The following is a 17417-nucleotide window of genomic DNA, read 5'->3' on the forward strand; positions in this document are numbered from 1 at the left end:
TGCTTCGCTCCGTCCGATCAGGCGGCCCGCACGCATGATGTCTCACGACGACTTCGGAAAACCAATTTGAAATTACATCAGGATTCCAGCGGCGCCCTCAACACCGTGACCGGCTACGGCGCCGACTACGTCGAAATCAATCTGGTGCGTCATGCGGGCAGCATTCTCGTGCTGCCGGACGCACCGGTCATCCCTTGGCCCGTGTCGTCGTTCGACCAGTTGAGCGCCGAGCACTTTGCGATGCTGATCGAGGCCGCGCCCGAAGTGGTCGTGTTCGGCAGCGGCGAGCGGCTGCGCTTTCCGCATCCGCGCCTGACTGCCGCGCTCACCGCGAAGCGCATCGGCGTCGAAACGATGGATTTCAAGGCCGCCTGCCGCACCTACAACATTCTGATGGCCGAAGGCCGCAAGGTCGCCGCCGCGTTGCTGATCGAAGCGTAGCGGCCGGGGCGTCGTGACGCGCCGGTGCGGCTGCGGCATGGCCGTGGCGCCGTCCCGCCCGGAGCGGCTTCGCAGCGGCGGCACGCTTCCGCGCCGCGTGGCAACGTGCGAAAAGACGGTCGTGACGCCACATCGCCCCCGGCCACCCTGGCCGCGTCACGGCTGATCACGTACACTGCGCGCCATCGGTGCGGTGCTGACGAGCCCGGCCAGGCCGTGCGTCACCCGTCTGTGCGTCAATCGACTGGTCACGTTACGCCGCCAGGCAGCAGGCAACCGACGCCTTGGCGACCCGCCGCCGAAGCCGTCCGCGGCTCGCCCGGCGCCGCAGCTCCGCCCGCAGAATCCGCAAATGGCCACCCGCGCATAGCCGGTCGCCGTTTCCAGACAACTCCGCTTCGCCGCCCACACGCGGCGTCGCCCAACAGGTTGAAATCCATGAACGATACGCCGTCGAGGCTACCGCTCAATCGCACTACGATCCTGCTGCTGGTGCTGGCCCTCGCCGTGATCTGGTTCGTGCCGCTCGGCTGGCGCCACCTGCTGCCGAGCGACGAAGGCCGCTACGCCGAAATGGCGCGCGAGATGTTCGTCACCGGCGACTGGATCACGCCGCGCTACAACGACTACAAATATTTCGAGAAGCCGCCGCTGCAAACCTGGGCGAACGCGCTCACGTTCGCGTGGTTCGGCATCGGCGAATGGCAGGCGCGCCTGTACACCGCCCTGACGGGCTTCGCCGGCGTGCTGCTGATCGGCTTCACCGGCGCGCGCGTGTTCAATGCCGCGACCGGCGTGTTCGCCGCGATCGTGCTGGCGTGCTCGCCGTACTGGAACCTGATGGGCCACTTCAACACGCTCGACATGGGCCTGTCGTTCTGGATGGCGCTCACGCTGTGCGCGCTGCTGCTCGCGCAACGCCCCAACCTGTCGACGTCGAGCGTGCGCGGCTGGATGTGGGTGTGCTGGGGCTCGATGGCGCTGGCGGTGTTGTCCAAGGGACTCGTCGGCGTGATCCTGCCGGGCGCCGTGCTGGTGCTGTATACCGTGGTCGCACGCGACTGGGCGCTGTGGAAGCGCCTGCACCTGATCGGCGGCCTGATCGTGTTCTTCGCGATCGTCACGCCGTGGTTCGTGCTGGTGCAGCAGCGCAATCCCGAATTCCTGAACTTCTTCTTCATCGTTCAGCAGTTCAAGCGCTATCTGACGCCCGAGCAGAATCGCCCCGGGCCGTTCTATTACTTCGTGCCGGTGCTGCTGGTGGGCTTTCTGCCGTGGCTCTCGGTGACGCTGCAAAGCGTGCGCCACGCGTGGCGCCTGCCGCGCCAGCCGAACGGCTTCGCGCCGGTGATCCTGATGCTGGTGTGGATCGGCTTCATCTTCCTGTTCTTCAGCGCGTCGCACTCGAAACTGCTGTCCTACACGCTGCCGATCGCCCCGCCGATCGCGTTGCTGATCGGCATGTATCTGCCGCTCGTCACGCGCGACCAGTTGCGCCGGCATCTGGCCGGCTACGCGCTGTTTCTGGTGGTCGCCGCGTTCGCCGCGCTCTTCATGACGCGCTTTGGCAGCGCGCGCAATCCGGCCGAACTGTATGCCGAGTACCGCACGTGGGTGCTCGCCGCGCTCGGCGTCGCGTTCGCGCTGACGCTCGCCGCGCTGTGGCTGAACCGCCGCAGCCGGGCGGGCAGCCTCGGCGCGATCGCCTGCTTCGGCGCGGCGTGGCTGCTGCTCGGCACGATCGCCGGCACGGGTCACGACGTGTTCGGCCGCCTGAGCTCTGGCGCGCCGCTCGCCCCGGCGATCAAGGCCCAGCTCGCCAAGCTGCCGGCCGATACCCCGTTCTACTCGGTCGGCGTGCTCGACCACACGCTGCCTTTCTACGTCGACCACACGATGATCATGGTCGAGCATCCCGACGAACTGGCGTTCGGCGTGTCCGTCGAACCGCAGAAATGGGTGCCGTCCGTCGACGCGTGGATCGAACGCTGGAAGGCCGAGCGCTACGCGCTCGCGCTGATCCCGCCGCCGACCTACGACCGGCTCGTCAAGCAAGGCCTGCCGATGCAGGTCATCGCGCGCGATTCGCGCCGGGTGGTGGTGATGAAGCCGCTCGCGGCGCCCGATGCGCCGGCGCCGGTGGAAAAGCAGCAACCATGACCCCATCTCAGGATCCAACCGTTCGATGAACCCGATTTCCCTCTTTTGCATCCTCGCCGGCGTGACGCTGAACGCCGGCGCGCAGTTGCTGCTCAAAGCCGGCACCAATGCTGTTGGACACTTCGAATTCACCCGTGCGAACATCCTGCCCATCGGCTGGCGGCTCGCGACCCAGCCGCCGATCATCGGCGGGCTCGCGTGCTATGTGATCAGCCTGGTCGTGTGGGTGGTGGGGCTGTCGCGGGTGGACGTGTCGATCGCCTATCCGATGCTGTCGCTCGGCTACGTCGTCAACGCGTTCGCGGCGTGGTATCTGTTCGGCGAAATGCTGTCGCTGCAGAAGCTGATCGGCATCGGCATCATCCTGATCGGCGTGGTGGTGCTGACGCGCAGCTAGCCACGCGCGGCGAACCCGGCAGCGCATCGCCGGACACGATTCATTGCCTTTTATCGTGCGTACCGGGCCGGCGCGGCGCGCGCCGGCACAAGATACCGTAAGCAAAAGCTGCAAACCGGCTAAGCATGACATAAGGTTGACCGTACTATCCTGTGCGGTTGCTCTTTAGCGCGGCCTTGGGTTTGCGCGTAGTTTGTGGTTTACTTCGCGCCCTTTCGGGTTGCGCCCCTATCAATCGAGCGAAGCATTCATGAGCCAGTCAACAGTCCCGTTTTTGCCGTTTGTCAAACCTGAGATCGACGAGGAAACGATCCAGGGCGTCGCCGACGTGCTGCGCTCCGGCTGGATCACCACCGGCCCGCAGAACCAGAAGTTCGAAGCGGCGCTGTCCGAGTTCTGCGGCGGCCGTCCGGTGCGCACGTTCAACTCCGGCACGGCGACGCTGGAAATCGGGCTGCGCATCGCCGGCGTGGGCGCGGGCGACGAAGTCATCACGACGCCCGCGTCGTGGGTCTCGACCAGCAACGTGATCCTCGAAACCGGCGCGACGCCGGTGTTCGTCGACATCGATCCGGCCACGCGCAACATCGACCTCGACCTGCTCGAAAAAGCCATCACGCCGCGCACCAAGGCGCTGCTGCCGGTGTACCTGTCCGGCCTGCCGGTCGACATGGACCGGCTCTACGCGATCGCCCGCGCGCACAAGCTGCGCGTGATCGAAGACGCCGCGCAGGCGTTCGGCTCGACGTGGCACGGCGAGCGCATCGGCAAGCTCGGCGACATCGTGTCGTTCAGCTTCCATGCGAACAAGAACCTGACCTCGATCGAAGGCGGCGCCCTGGTGCTGAACAACGAGGAAGAAGCCGTGCTGGCCCAGAAGTACCGGCTTCAAGGCATCACCCGCACGGGCTTCGACGGGATGGACTGCGACGTGCTCGGCGGCAAGTACAACCTGACGGACGTCGCCGCGCGCGTCGGCCTCGGCCAGCTGCCGCATCTGGAGCGCTTCCTCGCGCAGCGCAGGAAGCTCGTGCGCGCGTATTTCGCGGGCTTCGAAGGCGGCGCGGCGGTGAAGCTGGGCGTCGGCCTGCCGCTTGCGGACTTCGAGAACAGCAACTGGCACATGTTCCAGATCACGCTGCCGCTCGAAAAACTCTCGCTCGACCGCGCCGGCTTCATGGGCCAGTTGAAGGAGCGCGGGATCGGCTCGGGCATGCATTACCCGGCGATCCATCTGTTCACGCTGTATCGCGCGCTCGGTTTCAGGGAAGGCATGTTCCCGCATGCGGAGCGCTTCGGCGCGAGCACCGTCACGCTGCCCCTCTTCACGCTGATGAACGGGAGCGACGTGGAACGCGTGTGCCGCGCGGTCAACGAAATTTGCGAACAATACGGAAAATAAGCGGAAATGAGTTATTCGGAACATCGCGCCGCCGCACCGGAAGTGTCGATCATCATTCCGGTGTACAACGAGGAAGCCGGACTGGCCGCGCTGTTCGCGCGCCTCTATCCGGCGCTCGACGCGCTCGGCACCGGTTATGAGGTGATTTTCATCAACGACGGCAGCCGCGACAAATCCGCCGCGCTGCTCGCCGAGCAATTCCGCGCGCGGCCCGACACGACCCGCGTGATCCTGCTGAACGGCAACTACGGCCAGCACATGGCGATTCTCGCGGGCTTCGAGCAATCGCGCGGCGAGATCGTCATCACGCTCGACGCCGACCTGCAGAATCCGCCCGAGGAAATCGGCAAGCTGGTGTCGAAGATGCGGGAAGGCTACGACTATGTCGGCACGATTCGTCTGCAACGCCAGGACAGCCTGTGGCGCCGCAAGGCCTCGCGCGCGATGAACCAGCTGCGCGAGCGCATCACCCGCATCAAGATGACGGACCAGGGCTGCATGCTGCGCGCGTACAGCCGGCACATCATCGACACGATCAATCGCTGCGGCGAGATCAACACGTTCATTCCGGCGCTCGCCTACACTTTCGCGCAGAATCCGGTCGAAATCGAAGTCGCGCACGAAGAGCGTTTCGCCGGCGAATCGAAGTACTCGCTGTACTCGCTGATCCGCCTGAATTTCGACCTCGTCACCGGCTTCTCGGTGGTGCCGCTGCAATGGCTGTCGTTCATCGGCGTGATCCTGTCGCTCGGGTCGGCGGCGCTGTTCGTGCTGCTGCTGATTCGCCGCTTCATCATCGGCGCGGAAGTGCAAGGTGTGTTCACGCTGTTCGCCATCACCTTCTTCCTGCTCGGCGTGATCATCTTCGCGCTCGGCCTGCTCGGCGAGTACATCGGGCGGATCTATCAACAGGTGCGCGCGCGGCCGCGCTATCTGGTGCAGACCATTCTCGAACAGCGCGACGGCACGACCTTCACCGAAGCGCCGCGCCAGGCGGTGGTGCAGGCGGTGCAAGCCGCGCCGCTGGCCGATCAGGGGCCGACGCCATGAAGCCACGTGCTGTCGTATTCGCGTATCACAACGTCGGCGTGCGCTGCCTGCAGGTGCTGCTCGCGCGCGGCGTCGACGTGACGCTGGTCGTCACCCACGAAGACAACCCGAGCGAAAACATCTGGTTCGGCAGCGTGGCGTCGGTTGCCGCCGAACACGGCATTCCGGTCGTCACGCCGGGTGACCCGAAGAGCCCGGAGCTGCGCGCCGCGATCAGCGCCGCGCGGCCCGATTTCATCTTCTCGTTCTACTACCGCCACATGTTGCCGGTCGACCTGCTCGCGCTCGCCGCACGGGGCGCTTACAACATGCACGGTTCACTGCTGCCGAAATATCGCGGCCGCGTGCCGACCAACTGGGCGGTGATCCACGGCGAAACCGAAACCGGCGCAACGCTGCACGAGATGGCCGCCAAACCCGACGCGGGCGCGATCATCGCGCAAACGCCGGTGCCGATCCTGCCCGACGACACCGCCGCGCAAGTGTTCGACAAGGTCACAGTCGCCGCCGAGCAAACCCTTTGGCGCGTACTGCCGGCCTTGCTGGCGGGCGAAGCGCCGCATCTGCCGAACGACCTCGCGCACGGCAGCTATTACGGCGGACGCAAGCCGGAAGACGGCCGGATCGACTGGACGCAATCCGCGCAGCAGGTGTACAACCTGATCCGCGCGGTCGCGCCGCCGTACCCCGGCGCTTTCACCGACCTCGACGGCCACCGTTTCATCGTCGCGCGCGCGCGCCTGGCCGCGCCAGGCGCGCTACGCTCGGATTTGCCGCCGGGCCTGCACGTAAGCGATAATGCCGTTTTTGCGATCTGCGGCGACGGCCGCGCTATCGCCATCCACGAATTGCGGCACCAGCACGACGGCAGCGAGCCTGTCGTCACCCCGGCCGAATTCGCCCAGCTCATCCCAACTCCCCGACATTCATGAAAACCGAAGGTTTCGCCAAAAAAGTCCTGATTCTGGGTGTGAACGGCTTTATCGGCCATCACCTGTCCAAACGCATTCTCGAAACGACCGATTGGGAAGTCTTCGGGATGGACATGCAGACCGAACGCCTGGGCGACCTCATCAATCATGAGCGGATGCACTTCTTCGAAGGCGACATCACGATCAACAAGGAGTGGGTCGAGTATCACATCCGCAAGTGCGATGTGATTCTGCCGCTGGTCGCGATCGCTACCCCGGCCACGTATGTGAAGCAGCCGCTGCGCGTGTTCGAGCTGGACTTCGAAGCGAACCTCCCGATCGTGCGTTCGGCCGTCAAGTACGGCAAGCACCTCGTGTTTCCGTCCACGTCCGAGGTCTACGGTATGTGCACGGACGAGCAGTTCGATCCGGAAGAATCGCAACTGTCGTACGGCCCGATCAACAAGCCGCGCTGGATCTACGCGTGCTCGAAGCAACTGATGGACCGCGTGATCTGGGGTTACGGCATGGAAGGCCTCAACTTCACGCTGTTCCGTCCGTTCAACTGGATCGGCCCGGGCCTCGACTCGATCTACACGCCGAAGGAAGGCAGCTCGCGCGTGGTCACGCAGTTCCTCGGCCACATCGTGCGCGGCGAGAACATCAGCCTCGTCGACGGCGGCGCGCAAAAGCGCGCGTTCACGGATATCGACGACGGCATCGGCGCGCTGATGAAGATCATCGAGAACAAGGACGGCATCGCCACGGGCAAGATCTACAACATCGGCAACCCGACCAACAATTTTTCGGTACGCGAACTCGCGCACAAGATGCTCGCGCTCGCCGCCGAATTCCCGGAGTACGCGGCGACGGCCAAGCAGGTGCAGCTGATCGAAACGTCGTCGGGCGCATACTACGGCGCGGGCTACCAGGACGTGCAGAACCGCGTGCCGAAGATCGACAACACGATGCAGGAACTCCACTGGGCGCCGAAGTCGACCTTCGACGAAGCGCTGCGCAAGATTTTCGAAGCGTATCGCGGCCATGTCGGCGAAGCACGCGCACTCGTCGAACAGCAATAAGGGCTGATCCTTGGCCCGTATCGTCCTGAAGATCGACGTCGACACGCTGCGCGGCACCCGCGAAGGCGTGCCGAATCTCGCGCGTATTTTCGACCGCTTCAAGGCGCGCGCCACTTTCCTCTTCAGCCTCGGCCCCGACCACACTGGTTGGGCGATGCGCCGCGTACTGCGGCCGGGCTTTCTGAAGAAGGTGTCGCGCACCTCGGTGGTCGAACACTACGGCGTCAAGCAGTTGATGTACGGTGTGCTGCTGCCCGGTCCGGACATCGGCGCGAAGGCGGCCGCCGAGATGCGCGCGATCCACGAAGCCGGCTTCGAATGCGGCATTCACACGTGGGATCACGTGTACTGGCAGGACAACGTGCGCTCGAAAGATCGCGCGTGGACCACCGCGCAGATGCAGAAAAGCCACGACCGTTTCGTCGACGTATTCGGCGGGCCGCCGGTCACGCACGGCGCGGCGGGCTGGCAGATGAACGGCCACGCGTTCGAGCAGATCGACGCGTGGGGCATGCGCTACGCGTCCGACGGGCGCGGCCACTCGCCGTATCTACCAGTGGTTGGCGGCAGGACGCTCACGCATGTGCAGATGCCGACCACGTTGCCCACGCTCGACGAAGTGCTCGGCGTGGACGGCGTCGACGAGCACACCGTCGCGCAATGGATGCTCAAACACACTGCCAACAATCCGCACGACCAGGTGTTCACACTGCACGCGGAACTCGAAGGGCAAAAGCTCGCGCCGATCTTCGAGCAACTGCTGGAAGGCTGGCGCGCACAAGGCCATACCTTCGCGACGATGGGTGATTACTACGCCACGCTAGACCGCAGCACGCTGCCATCGTACCCTGTTACGTGGGGTGAAATTCCAGGGCGCTCCGGCGAACTGATCGTCCAGCCCTGACTGGCCCGCCAGCAGCCAACCCTGACGACCCGGCCGCAGCGCGAGAGCACGCCGCGCACAGGCCGACCTCCCCATAAGCCTCGATGCCAGGCCGACGCCGCCGCAGCAATCCGGCGCCGGCCATAACAACCGGAGAACCTCGTGTCCATCGCAGTCGACCAACCCATCCCCGACTTCACCGCCCCCGCTACCGGCGGCGAGATCACGCTGTCCAAGCTGCGGGGCAAGAAGGTGGTGCTGTACTTTTACCCGAAGGACAACACGCCGGGCTGCACCACCGAAGGTCTGCAATTCCGCGACTTATATCCGAAGTTCAGGAAGGCCGGCGCGGAAGTCATTGGCGTGTCGCGCGACAGCCTGCGCTCGCATGACAATTTCAAGGCCAAGCTCGAACTGCCCTTCCCGCTGATCTCCGATCCGGAAGAAAACCTGTGCGCGCTCTTCAATGTCATCAAAATGAAGAAAATGTATGGCAAAGAAGTACGGGGGATTGAACGCTCCACGTTCCTCATCGACGCCGATGGCGTGCTGCGCGAGGAGTGGCGCGGCGTGAAAGTGCCCGGCCACGTCGACGATATTCTGGCGGCTGTACAAGCGCTTTGAGGCGCGTTATATTGGGTTGCAATGAGTGCCTGTCCACCCCACATTTTCCTCCGCTGCGCCAGACTTGACGGCCGCTTTCCCGGATTTACCGGGGCCGTCCGGGTCATGAGGCGCAACGCGAGCACCGAAGGCGAGCCGCTTGCCCCGTACGCCGGGGCGGCGGCTTTTTTAATTGCGCGCAACCGTTCGTTCACTCGGCCGCGCACTTGCATCAAGGAGCCGATCGAAGACCAGGCGAACCGGCATCTCTAGACCGAATGCGCGCCTCCGGGCGCAAACTGCGTGCGCATCCACTGGCACCGGCAGAATGCGACAGGCGGCGCACGATATGTGACCCGATAAATTCGAGGGAAACCATGCCTTTGCCTACTCCCCCCAGCAAGCTCGGCAATCTTCTGCCACCTGACGAATACAAGGCCAAACCCGCCTCGACGGCGCGCTCCGCCGCGAAGAAACAGGCAGGCGTTGGGGAATCCGCAGAGTCGGCCGATTACGGCCGCGCGAACGTCGCCACGCCGATGGCGCACGCCGCCAATGCCGCGACGACCTTGCGCCCCGTGCCGGTTTCGTCGTCCGCCGCGGCCGACTCGTCCGCCGCGCAAGCCGCCCCGGCGCGCGGGCGCAAATCGAAGCAGACCGCTGCCCTGTTGCAGCCCGTTCCGACTGCGCGGCCGCAAGCCGAACTGGCCCCACCCGCAGTCGAACCGCAACCGGTCGTCGCGCGCGCGCCGAGCGCGAAACAACCCGCGGCCGGCACACCCGCCGCCGCGCCCAGCACGCGTGGCACGAGCAGGAAACGCGGCACGGCTGCCGAACCGGTCGAAGTCCAGAAGCTCTTCGTGCTCGACACGAACGTGCTGATGCACGACCCGAGCTGCCTGTTCCGTTTCGAGGAACACGACGTCTATCTGCCGATGATGACGTTGGAGGAACTCGACAACCACAAGAAGGGCATGTCGGAAGTCGCGCGTAACGCCCGCCAGGTGAGCCGCACGCTGGACGCGCTGGTGGCGAACGCCGGCAATATGTCCGACGGCATTTCGCTCGCGCGGCTGGGCAGCCGCGAGGCATCCGGGCGTCTGTACTTCCAGACCAAGCTCACCGCGATCGAGCCAGTCGAAGGTCTGCCGGAAGGCAAGGCCGACAACCAGATCCTCGGCGTGGTGCGCGCACTGCAGCGCGACCGGGCGGATCGCCAGGTCGTGCTGGTGTCGAAAGACATCAACATGCGCATCAAGGCGCATGCGCTCGGTCTGCCCGCCGAAGACTACTTCAACGACCAGGTGCTGGAAGACAGCGATCTGCTGTATTCGGGCATCCGCGCGCTGCCGCAGGACTTCTGGACCAAGCACGCAAAGGGCATGGAGAGCTGGCAGGACACCAAGACCGGCACCACGTACTACCGCGTGACGGGTCCGCTGTGCGCGTCGATGCTGGTCAATGAATTCGTCTATCTGGAGCCGCAAAACGGCGAGCCCGCGTTTCATGCGCTGGTGCGCGAGTTGAACGGCAAGACGGCGCTGCTGCAAACGCTGCGCGATTACGGCCACAACAAGAACAACGTGTGGGGGATCACGGCGCGCAACCGCGAGCAGAACTTCGCGCTGAACCTGTTGATGAATCCGGAAATCGACTTCGTCACGCTGCTGGGCCAGGCCGGCACCGGCAAGACGCTGGTTGCGCTCGCCGCCGGTCTCGCGCAGGTGCTCGATGACAAGCGCTACAACGAGATCATCGTGACGCGCGCCACGGTGCCGGTCGGCGAAGACATCGGCTTTCTGCCGGGTACGGAAGAGGAAAAGATGCAGCCGTGGATGGGTGCATTCGACGACAACCTCGAAGTTCTGCAGAAAACCGACGACGCCGCCGGCGAATGGGGCCGCGCCGCGACTCAGGAGCTGATCCGCTCGCGCCTGAAGGTCAAGAGCATGAACTTCATGCGCGGCCGTACGTTCGTGGACAAGTATCTGATCATCGACGAGGCGCAGAATCTGACGCCGAAGCAGATGAAGACACTGGTCACGCGCGCCGGTCCGGGGACGAAGATCATCTGTCTGGGCAATATCGCGCAGATCGATACGCCTTACCTGACCGAAGGCAGTTCGGGTTTGACGTACGTGGTCGATCGCTTCAAGGGCTGGGCGCACAGCGGGCACGTCACGCTGGCGCGTGGCGAGCGCTCGCGACTGGCTGATTACGCATCGGAAATTCTTTAAGTTTCAGTCAGTTAGCTGTATCGCAAAGCCGCGCCCGGGAGTCCGGGCGCGGCTTTTTTATTGCCTGGCGGTCACGGAGAGGCAACACTTAGCGCACGATCTTCAAGTAATTTATCAACAATTCTTGCCCGAGCCATGTTGCGCGGGCTACCATCCAAGGATCGTCCGACCGTAAGCGAGCGCTTAACGCTCGCCTTGCCTTCAATGCGCCGACTCGCGTTTTCGCTGCTGCCCGTCCTGCTGCTCGCCGCCTGCGCCGGCGCACCGCAGAAGAGTTCGCGCGGGTCCGGCAACTCGATCGTGGTGGCGAACGGCGCGTATCACGCGCCGCCACCGGGCTTTCCCCATTTTGTCGACCACAGCATCGGCCGCGAGGAAATCTCGATTCAGGCGATGAGCCTGGTCGGCATTCCATACCGTTGGGGAGGTAATACGCCTGATAGCGGCTTCGATTGCAGCGGACTAGTTCGCTATGTCGTGCTGCGCGCGGCGTCGGTGAACCTGCCTCGCACCACGGCGGATATGAGCGGACGCGGCGAGACCATCGAACCGGATGAGATCGCGCCGGGCGACCTGATTTTCTTCAATACGACGGGACGCGCGCATTCGCACGTCGGCATTTACGTGGGCAAGTTGCGCTTCGTCAATGCGCCGTCCACCGGCGGCACGGTGCGGCTCGACTACCTGACCAATCCCTATTGGGCCAAGCGCTTCGACGGTATCCGCCGCGTGGCTGGGCCGGCCGCCGCACCTGCGCCGTTCGATACGCCGAGCTATCAGGCTGCGGCGCCGCAGTCGCCGGAACGGGTTGCGCCGGGGGTGGCGCGCGCGGCGCCGGCGTATGCGGGCGCGATGACGGCCGTGACGGCAAGCGAGGCGCCTTCAGCAGCCGCGGGAGTGGGTGAGGTACCGTCGACGGGCTATGCGGCCGGGTCGTCGCAAGCGCAACTGTCATCACAGCAGCCAGCAGTCCGGGTTGCGACGACGCCGCGCGCATCGTTGAGCACGGCGGCACAGCCGACTTCGGCCGCCCCTGTCACTACCGCCGGCGCGCCGGCAGCGCAAGCCGATCCGTTCGAACCACCGCCGCCCGGCATGACCGCCGCGCAGATGCAGGCGCGCGCAGCCGGCGCCGTGGCGCCGACCATGGCTCCAGCCGCTCAAGCAAGCGCCTACGCGCCCCCTGCCGCCGCACCGGAGCAGACCGCAACCGCCACGCGCGCCGCACCACAAGGCCCGGCTGCTCGCGTGCCCGACGCGATCGACGCTGCCGCCGATGCGTTCGAGCCGCCGCCGCCCGCTTCTGTCGCCGCACGTCAGGCTCAGCAAGCCGATACGAATGGCGGCGTGCAGATCATGCGAGCCTCGACAACCTCTCGCGGCATGCCCGCTCCTACGCAGACCAACGACGATCCGATCGCCCGCTTCGCGAACGGCAACTACTGACGCCGTAGCGCCGCCTCGCTCTATCGAACCGCGCCGCCTTCTCGCCGCATCAAAGGGACAGCACGGCACAACGACGCCGCCGATCTGCTATCGTCATCGATATTCTTCCGACACCAGGTGGCAACGATGGATCTTGGGCTGAAAGGCAAGGTGGTGTTGATCACGGGCGGCAGCAAGGGAATCGGGTTCGCCTGCGCGCGCGCGTTCGCTCAGGAAGGCGCGAAAGTCGCGATCGTTTCGCGCGATCCCGCCAATCTCGCTCGCGCGTATGAGCAGTTGAAACAGGAAGGCTTTCACGTGCATCGCACTCGCGCCGATCTGCACGAACCGCACAGCGCCGCCGATATCGTCGAGGAAGTCAGCACCGCGGTCGGCCCGATCGACGTGCTGATCAACAGCGCCGGCGCGGCGCGCCGCTACGACCCGGAGACGCTCGACGCCGACGCGTTCAAGGCGACGATGGAAGCGAAGTATTTCCCCTACATCTATCCGCAGCAGGAAGTGCTGCGCCGCATGGCAGAGCGCGCGAAAGCCGGCAGCGGCGGCGAGCCCGGCACGATCGTCAACATTATCGGCATGGGCGGCAAGGTCGCGAGCGATATCCACATCGCCGGCGGCGCCGCGAATGCCGCATTGATGCTGGCCACCGTCGGCCTCGCCCACTACTACGCGCGCTATGGCATCCGCATCAACGCGATCAATCCGGGAGCGACGCTGACCGAGCGCGTCGAGGAAGCGGTCAAACTGGAAGCCGCGCTGCAAGGTGTCGAGAACGCAGAAGCGCTGGCGCGCGGGCAGGCCAAAGTGCCGCTCGGACGCTATGCAAAACCGGAGGAGATTGCCGACGTCGCGCTGTTTCTGGCGAGCCGCCGCGCGAGCTATGTAACGGGCGCGATCGTCCCGATGGATGGTGGCAGCGCGCCGCTGATCTGAGCGACGCGCTGCTGCGGATAGGCGGGACAGTCTGCGTGTGGGGAGACTCGCGTGTTAAAGCTGTCAAAGCCCGACACGTGACACCCGCGCGCAGCGCTGTCACGCGCTTCCCGACGCCTACTTACAGGAAATGGTGGCCAAACCACCAACCCGCGGCAGAGAGGATCGCAGAGGCCGGAATCGTCAGAACCCACGCCCAGACGATGTTGCCGGCCACGCCCCAACGCACCGCACTGAGCTTCTGCGTAGCACCGACACCGACGATCGCGCCAGTGATCGTATGCGTGGTGGACACCGGGATGCCGAGCCACGAAGCGGTGAATAGCGTGATCGCCCCGCCGGACTCCGCGCAAAAGCCGCCGACCGGCTTGAGCTTGGTAATTTTCTGGCCCATCGTGCGGACGATCCGCCAGCCGCCGAACAGTGTGCCGAGGCCCATCGACAGATAGCAGCCGCCGATCACCCACAACGGCGGCGCGTCTGCGGCCGATGACGCAAAACCGGTCGCGATCAGCAGCATCCAGATAATGCCGATGGTTTTCTGCGCGTCGTTACCGCCATGGCCGAGGCTGTACAAGCCCGCCGACAGTATTTGCAAACGCCGGAAACGCCGGTCGACCTTGCTGGGCGGCGTGCGGAAGTAGAGCCACGACACCGCCAGCATGAAAAAGGAACCGAGCACGAAGCCCAGCAGCGGCGAGATGAAGATGAAGGCCACCGTCTTCATCAGGCCATCCATATTGAGGGAGCCCCAGCCCGACTTGGCGAGCGCCGCGCCCACGAGTCCGCCGATCAGCGCATGCGACGAGCTGGAAGGAATGCCGTAATGCCACGTGATGACGTTCCAGCCGATCGCACCGACGAGCGCGCCGAAAATCACGTAATGGTCGACGATATTGGGATCGATCGTGCCCCGGCCGACGGTCGCGGCCACTTTCAAGTGAAACACGAAATACGCGATGACGTTGAACGCCGCCGCAAATGCCACCGCCTGCTGCGGTTTCAGCACGCCGGTGGAGACGACCGTGGCGATCGAATTCGCCGCGTCGTGAAAGCCGTTCATGAAGTCGAAAATCAGCGCGACGGCGACCAGGCCGGCGACGACCCAGATTGCAAGTTGTATCGATTGCATTATGCGTTTTCCAGCACGATGCCTTCGATGATGTTCGCTACATCCTCACACTTGTCCGTGATCGTTTCGAGCAATTCGTAGATTGCTTTCAGCTTGATCAGGGTCTTGACGTTGTCTTCTTCACGGAACAGTTTCGACATGGCCGAGCGCAGCACGCGGTCGGCTTCCGATTCCAGGCGGTCGATTTCCTCGCAGGCCTTCAGGATCTGGCTCGCCTGCTTCATGTCCGACAGCAGGCTGACGGCAAACTGCACGCGCTCGGAAGTTGCCGTGCAGATGTGTGCCAACTGGCTTGCTTCGGAAGTCACCGCTTGCACGTCGTACAGCGAAATAGCGGTGGCGACGTCCTCCATCAGGTCGAGGATGTCGTCCATCGTGGTGATCAGCTTGTGGATCTCATCGCGGTCGAGCGGCGTGATGAAAGTCTTGTGCAGCAGGTCGATGGTTTCGTGCGTGAGTTTGTCAGCGGCCTTCTCGGCCTTTTGCACGTTTTGCTTGTGGGTTTCCGCGTCTTGCAGATTGTCGATCAGCAGCTCGAGTTCGCGGCTCGCCGAGACGATGCACGTTGCGTGTGCATTGAAAATTTCAAAGAACTTGCCCTCGGTGGGCATGAAACGACCGAACATTGGGATCCCGAAAATTGGTCATGTAATGGCTGACATAAAACCGCCATATTGTACCGTTGCGGGACTGATATCGCACTTTCGAAAGCGCCGTTACAACAGGCGCCGCCTCTGTTTCTTTACTCGCCGTAGAAATTCTGCGCACCGGCAAAGTTGTCGAACTTCGTGAATTGACCGTGGAACGTGAGTCGAACGGGCCCGATCGGACCATTCCGCTGCTTACCGATGATAATTTCCGCGGTGCCTTTGTCCGGGCTGTCCGGGTTATACACTTCGTCACGGTAAATGAACAGGATCACGTCCGCATCCTGCTCGATTGCGCCGGATTCACGCAGATCCGACATGATCGGCCGCTTGTTCGGACGCTGTTCGAGACCCCGGTTGAGCTGCGACAACGCGATCACCGGCACGTCGAGTTCCTTGGCGAGACTCTTCAGCGAACGCGAGATTTCCGAAATTTCGGTCGCGCGATTTTCGCCCGACGACGATCCGCTCATCAGCTGCAGGTAGTCGATGATGATCAGCCCCAGCTTGCCGCATTGGCGCGACAGCCGGCGTGCGCGCGAGCGCAATTCCATCGGGTTCAGACCGCCGGTTTCGTCGATGAAAATCTGCGCCTCGCTCATTTTCTGCACCGCGTGCGTGAGCTTCGGCCAATCCTCGTCGGTCAGGCGCCCGGTTCGCATGCGGTGCTGGTCCAGCCGGCCGACCGAGCCGAGCATACGCATGGTGAGCTGCGAACCCGGCATTTCCATCGAGAACACCGCCACCGGCAGACCATACTCGACCGCCACGTATTCGCCGACGTTCATCGAAAACGCCGTTTTACCCATCGACGGGCGGCCCGCGACGATGATCAGCTCGCCGCCGTGCATGCCCGAAGTCATGCGGTCCAGATCGACAAAGCCGGTTGGCGTGCCAGTCACGTCGCTTGGATTGGCGGTGTGATACAGCGTGTCGATCCGCTCGACCACCTCGGTCAGCAGCGGCCCGATTTCGAGGAAGCCCTGCGTGCCGCGCGCGCCGTCTTCGGCGATCGAGAACACCTTCGATTCGGCTTCGTCCAGCAACTGCCGGACTTCCTTGCCCTGCGGGTTGAATGCGTCGGCGGAGATTTCGTCGGCGACGGACACCAGCCGGCGCAGCACGGCGCGATCGCGCACGATTTCCGCATACCGGCGGATGTTGGCCGCGCTCGGCGTGTTCTGCGCCAACGCGTTCAGGTACGCCAGACCGCCGACCTCTTCCGCCTTGCCCGCTGTGCCTAGCGCCTCGTACACGGTGATCACGTCGGCCGGACGCGTGGCCGCGATCAGCTTGCCGATATGCTCGAAGATGATGCGATGGTCGTAGCGGTAGAAGTCGCTCTGCGACAGGAAGTCGGCGATGCGGTCCCAGGCCGCGTTGTCGAGCAGCAAGCCGCCCAGCACCGATTGCTCGGCTTCGATCGAATGCGGCGGGACTTTCAGCGACTCGAGTTGGGGATCTTTGGACGGTGCGTTCATGGAGAGGGATTATCGGGTAATCGGGCGGCGGCGGCGAGCGGGAAAACGAAAAAGCGCGCGAAAAAACGGGCACAAAAAAAGCAGGGGCCGGTTACCCGGCCCCTGCCCTTCGCCAGCAACATCCTGGCAAATACTAGCTGATGCTTTAGACGTGTTCGCCGATCACAGCCACCGTCACATCGACCAGAACGTCGGTGTGCAGCGAAATCTGAACCGGGTGCTCGCCGACCGTCTTCAGCGGGCCTTCCGGCAGACGCACTTGCGCCTTTTCCACGACGAAGCCTTGCTTGACCAGTGCTTCGGCGATGTCGCCGTTCGTCACCGAGCCGAACAGACGGCCGTCGACGCCAGCCTTCTGACCGATCTGAACCGTCGAGCCTGCCAGCTTTTCGCCTTGAGCTTGAGCCGCGGCCAGCTTTTCACCGGCGATCTTTTCGAGTTCTGCGCGGCGCACTTCGAATTCAGCCAGGGCTTCCTTCGTTGCACGGCGAGCTTGCTTGTTCGGGATCAGGAAATTACGTGCGTAACCGTCCTTGACCTTCACGATATCGCCCAGGTTGCCCAGATTGACGACTTTTTCCAGAAGAATGATTTGCATTCAGATGCTCCTTA

General features: G+C 64.0%; 16 protein-coding genes. 12 read left to right on the top strand and 4 right to left on the bottom strand.

The genetic code is table 11. The features are described 5' to 3' along the window. Window positions 1-66: 66 nt before the first annotated feature. The 12 genes from FVF58_RS28755 to FVF58_RS28815 all read left to right on the top strand — a co-directional run bounded on the left by FVF58_RS28755 (window position 67) and on the right by FVF58_RS28815 (window position 13545). The gene (locus FVF58_RS28755) at window positions 67-441 is read left to right on the top strand and encodes an Mth938-like domain-containing protein (RefSeq protein ID WP_149673172.1); all 375 of its coding nucleotides are present in this window, start codon (window positions 67-69) and stop codon (window positions 439-441) included. A gap of 438 nt (window positions 442-879) precedes the next feature. Next, the gene (locus tag FVF58_RS28760) at window positions 880-2601 is read left to right on the top strand and encodes an ArnT family glycosyltransferase (RefSeq protein WP_149673173.1); all 1722 of its coding nucleotides are present in this window, start codon (window positions 880-882) and stop codon (window positions 2599-2601) included. A 25-nt stretch (window positions 2602-2626) separates the two neighbouring features. After that, entirely contained in the window at window positions 2627-2998 is a 372-nt protein-coding gene (locus FVF58_RS28765) for an SMR family transporter (protein ID WP_149673174.1), read from the top strand. Window positions 2999-3248: 250 nt separating this feature from the next. Then, the gene (locus FVF58_RS28770) at window positions 3249-4400 is read left to right on the top strand and encodes a DegT/DnrJ/EryC1/StrS family aminotransferase (protein WP_149673175.1); all 1152 of its coding nucleotides are present in this window, start codon (window positions 3249-3251) and stop codon (window positions 4398-4400) included. A 6-nt stretch (window positions 4401-4406) separates the two neighbouring features. Further along, on the top strand, window positions 4407-5450 hold the full coding sequence (locus FVF58_RS28775; RefSeq protein ID WP_149673176.1) for a glycosyltransferase: 1044 nt from the start codon (window positions 4407-4409) through the stop codon (window positions 5448-5450). After that, window positions 5447-6382 carry a formyltransferase gene (locus tag FVF58_RS28780; RefSeq protein ID WP_149673177.1) on the top strand — a complete coding sequence of 312 codons (936 nt, stop codon included), beginning with the start codon at window positions 5447-5449 and terminating at the stop codon, window positions 6380-6382. Before FVF58_RS28775 ends, FVF58_RS28780 begins: the two co-directional genes overlap by 4 nt. After that, a complete protein-coding gene (locus FVF58_RS28785) occupies window positions 6379-7443 on the top strand; it encodes a bifunctional UDP-4-keto-pentose/UDP-xylose synthase (RefSeq protein ID WP_149673178.1) in 1065 nt (354 codons plus the stop codon). Before FVF58_RS28780 ends, FVF58_RS28785 begins: the two co-directional genes overlap by 4 nt. 10 nt (window positions 7444-7453) lie before the next feature. Further along, window positions 7454-8347, top strand: coding sequence for a polysaccharide deacetylase family protein (locus FVF58_RS28790; protein ID WP_149673179.1), 894 nt, complete (start codon window positions 7454-7456; stop codon window positions 8345-8347). A 141-nt stretch (window positions 8348-8488) separates the two neighbouring features. Further along, window positions 8489-8950 (top strand): peroxiredoxin, encoded by a 462-nt coding sequence (locus tag FVF58_RS28795; RefSeq protein ID WP_149673180.1) that lies wholly within the window; start codon window positions 8489-8491, stop codon window positions 8948-8950. A gap of 356 nt (window positions 8951-9306) precedes the next feature. Continuing rightward, a complete protein-coding gene (locus FVF58_RS28805) occupies window positions 9307-11166 on the top strand; it encodes a PhoH family protein (protein ID WP_149673181.1) in 1860 nt (619 codons plus the stop codon). A gap of 204 nt (window positions 11167-11370) precedes the next feature. Then, window positions 11371-12612, top strand: coding sequence for an NlpC/P60 family protein (locus tag FVF58_RS28810; RefSeq protein WP_149673182.1), 1242 nt, complete (start codon window positions 11371-11373; stop codon window positions 12610-12612). Between the two features lie 126 nt (window positions 12613-12738). Then, the gene (locus FVF58_RS28815; protein WP_149673183.1) at window positions 12739-13545 is read left to right on the top strand and encodes an SDR family NAD(P)-dependent oxidoreductase; all 807 of its coding nucleotides are present in this window, start codon (window positions 12739-12741) and stop codon (window positions 13543-13545) included. A gap of 121 nt (window positions 13546-13666) precedes the next feature. Here the strand turns inward: FVF58_RS28815 and FVF58_RS28820 are convergent, their stop codons facing one another. The 4 genes from FVF58_RS28820 to rplI all read right to left on the bottom strand — a co-directional run bounded on the left by FVF58_RS28820 (window position 13667) and on the right by rplI (window position 17403). Next, window positions 13667-14677 carry an inorganic phosphate transporter gene (locus FVF58_RS28820; RefSeq protein WP_149673184.1) on the bottom strand — a complete coding sequence of 337 codons (1011 nt, stop codon included), beginning with the start codon at window positions 14675-14677 and terminating at the stop codon, window positions 13667-13669. After that, complete coding sequence (locus tag FVF58_RS28825; protein WP_007182106.1) at window positions 14677-15303, bottom strand: DUF47 domain-containing protein; 627 nt, start codon at window positions 15301-15303, stop codon at window positions 14677-14679. The genes FVF58_RS28820 and FVF58_RS28825 overlap by 1 nt, the downstream gene beginning before the upstream one ends. Window positions 15304-15419: 116 nt before the next feature. Further along, complete coding sequence (locus FVF58_RS28830; RefSeq protein WP_149673185.1) at window positions 15420-16805, bottom strand: replicative DNA helicase; 1386 nt, start codon at window positions 16803-16805, stop codon at window positions 15420-15422. 145 nt (window positions 16806-16950) lie between these two features. After that, on the bottom strand, window positions 16951-17403 hold the full coding sequence (gene rplI, locus FVF58_RS28835) for a 50S ribosomal protein L9 (protein ID WP_149673186.1): 453 nt from the start codon (window positions 17401-17403) through the stop codon (window positions 16951-16953). Between the last annotated feature and the right edge of the window lie 14 nt (window positions 17404-17417).

It is taken from the genome of Paraburkholderia panacisoli (genome assembly GCF_008369935.1).
Lineage (GTDB): Bacteria > Pseudomonadota > Gammaproteobacteria > Burkholderiales > Burkholderiaceae > Paraburkholderia > Paraburkholderia panacisoli.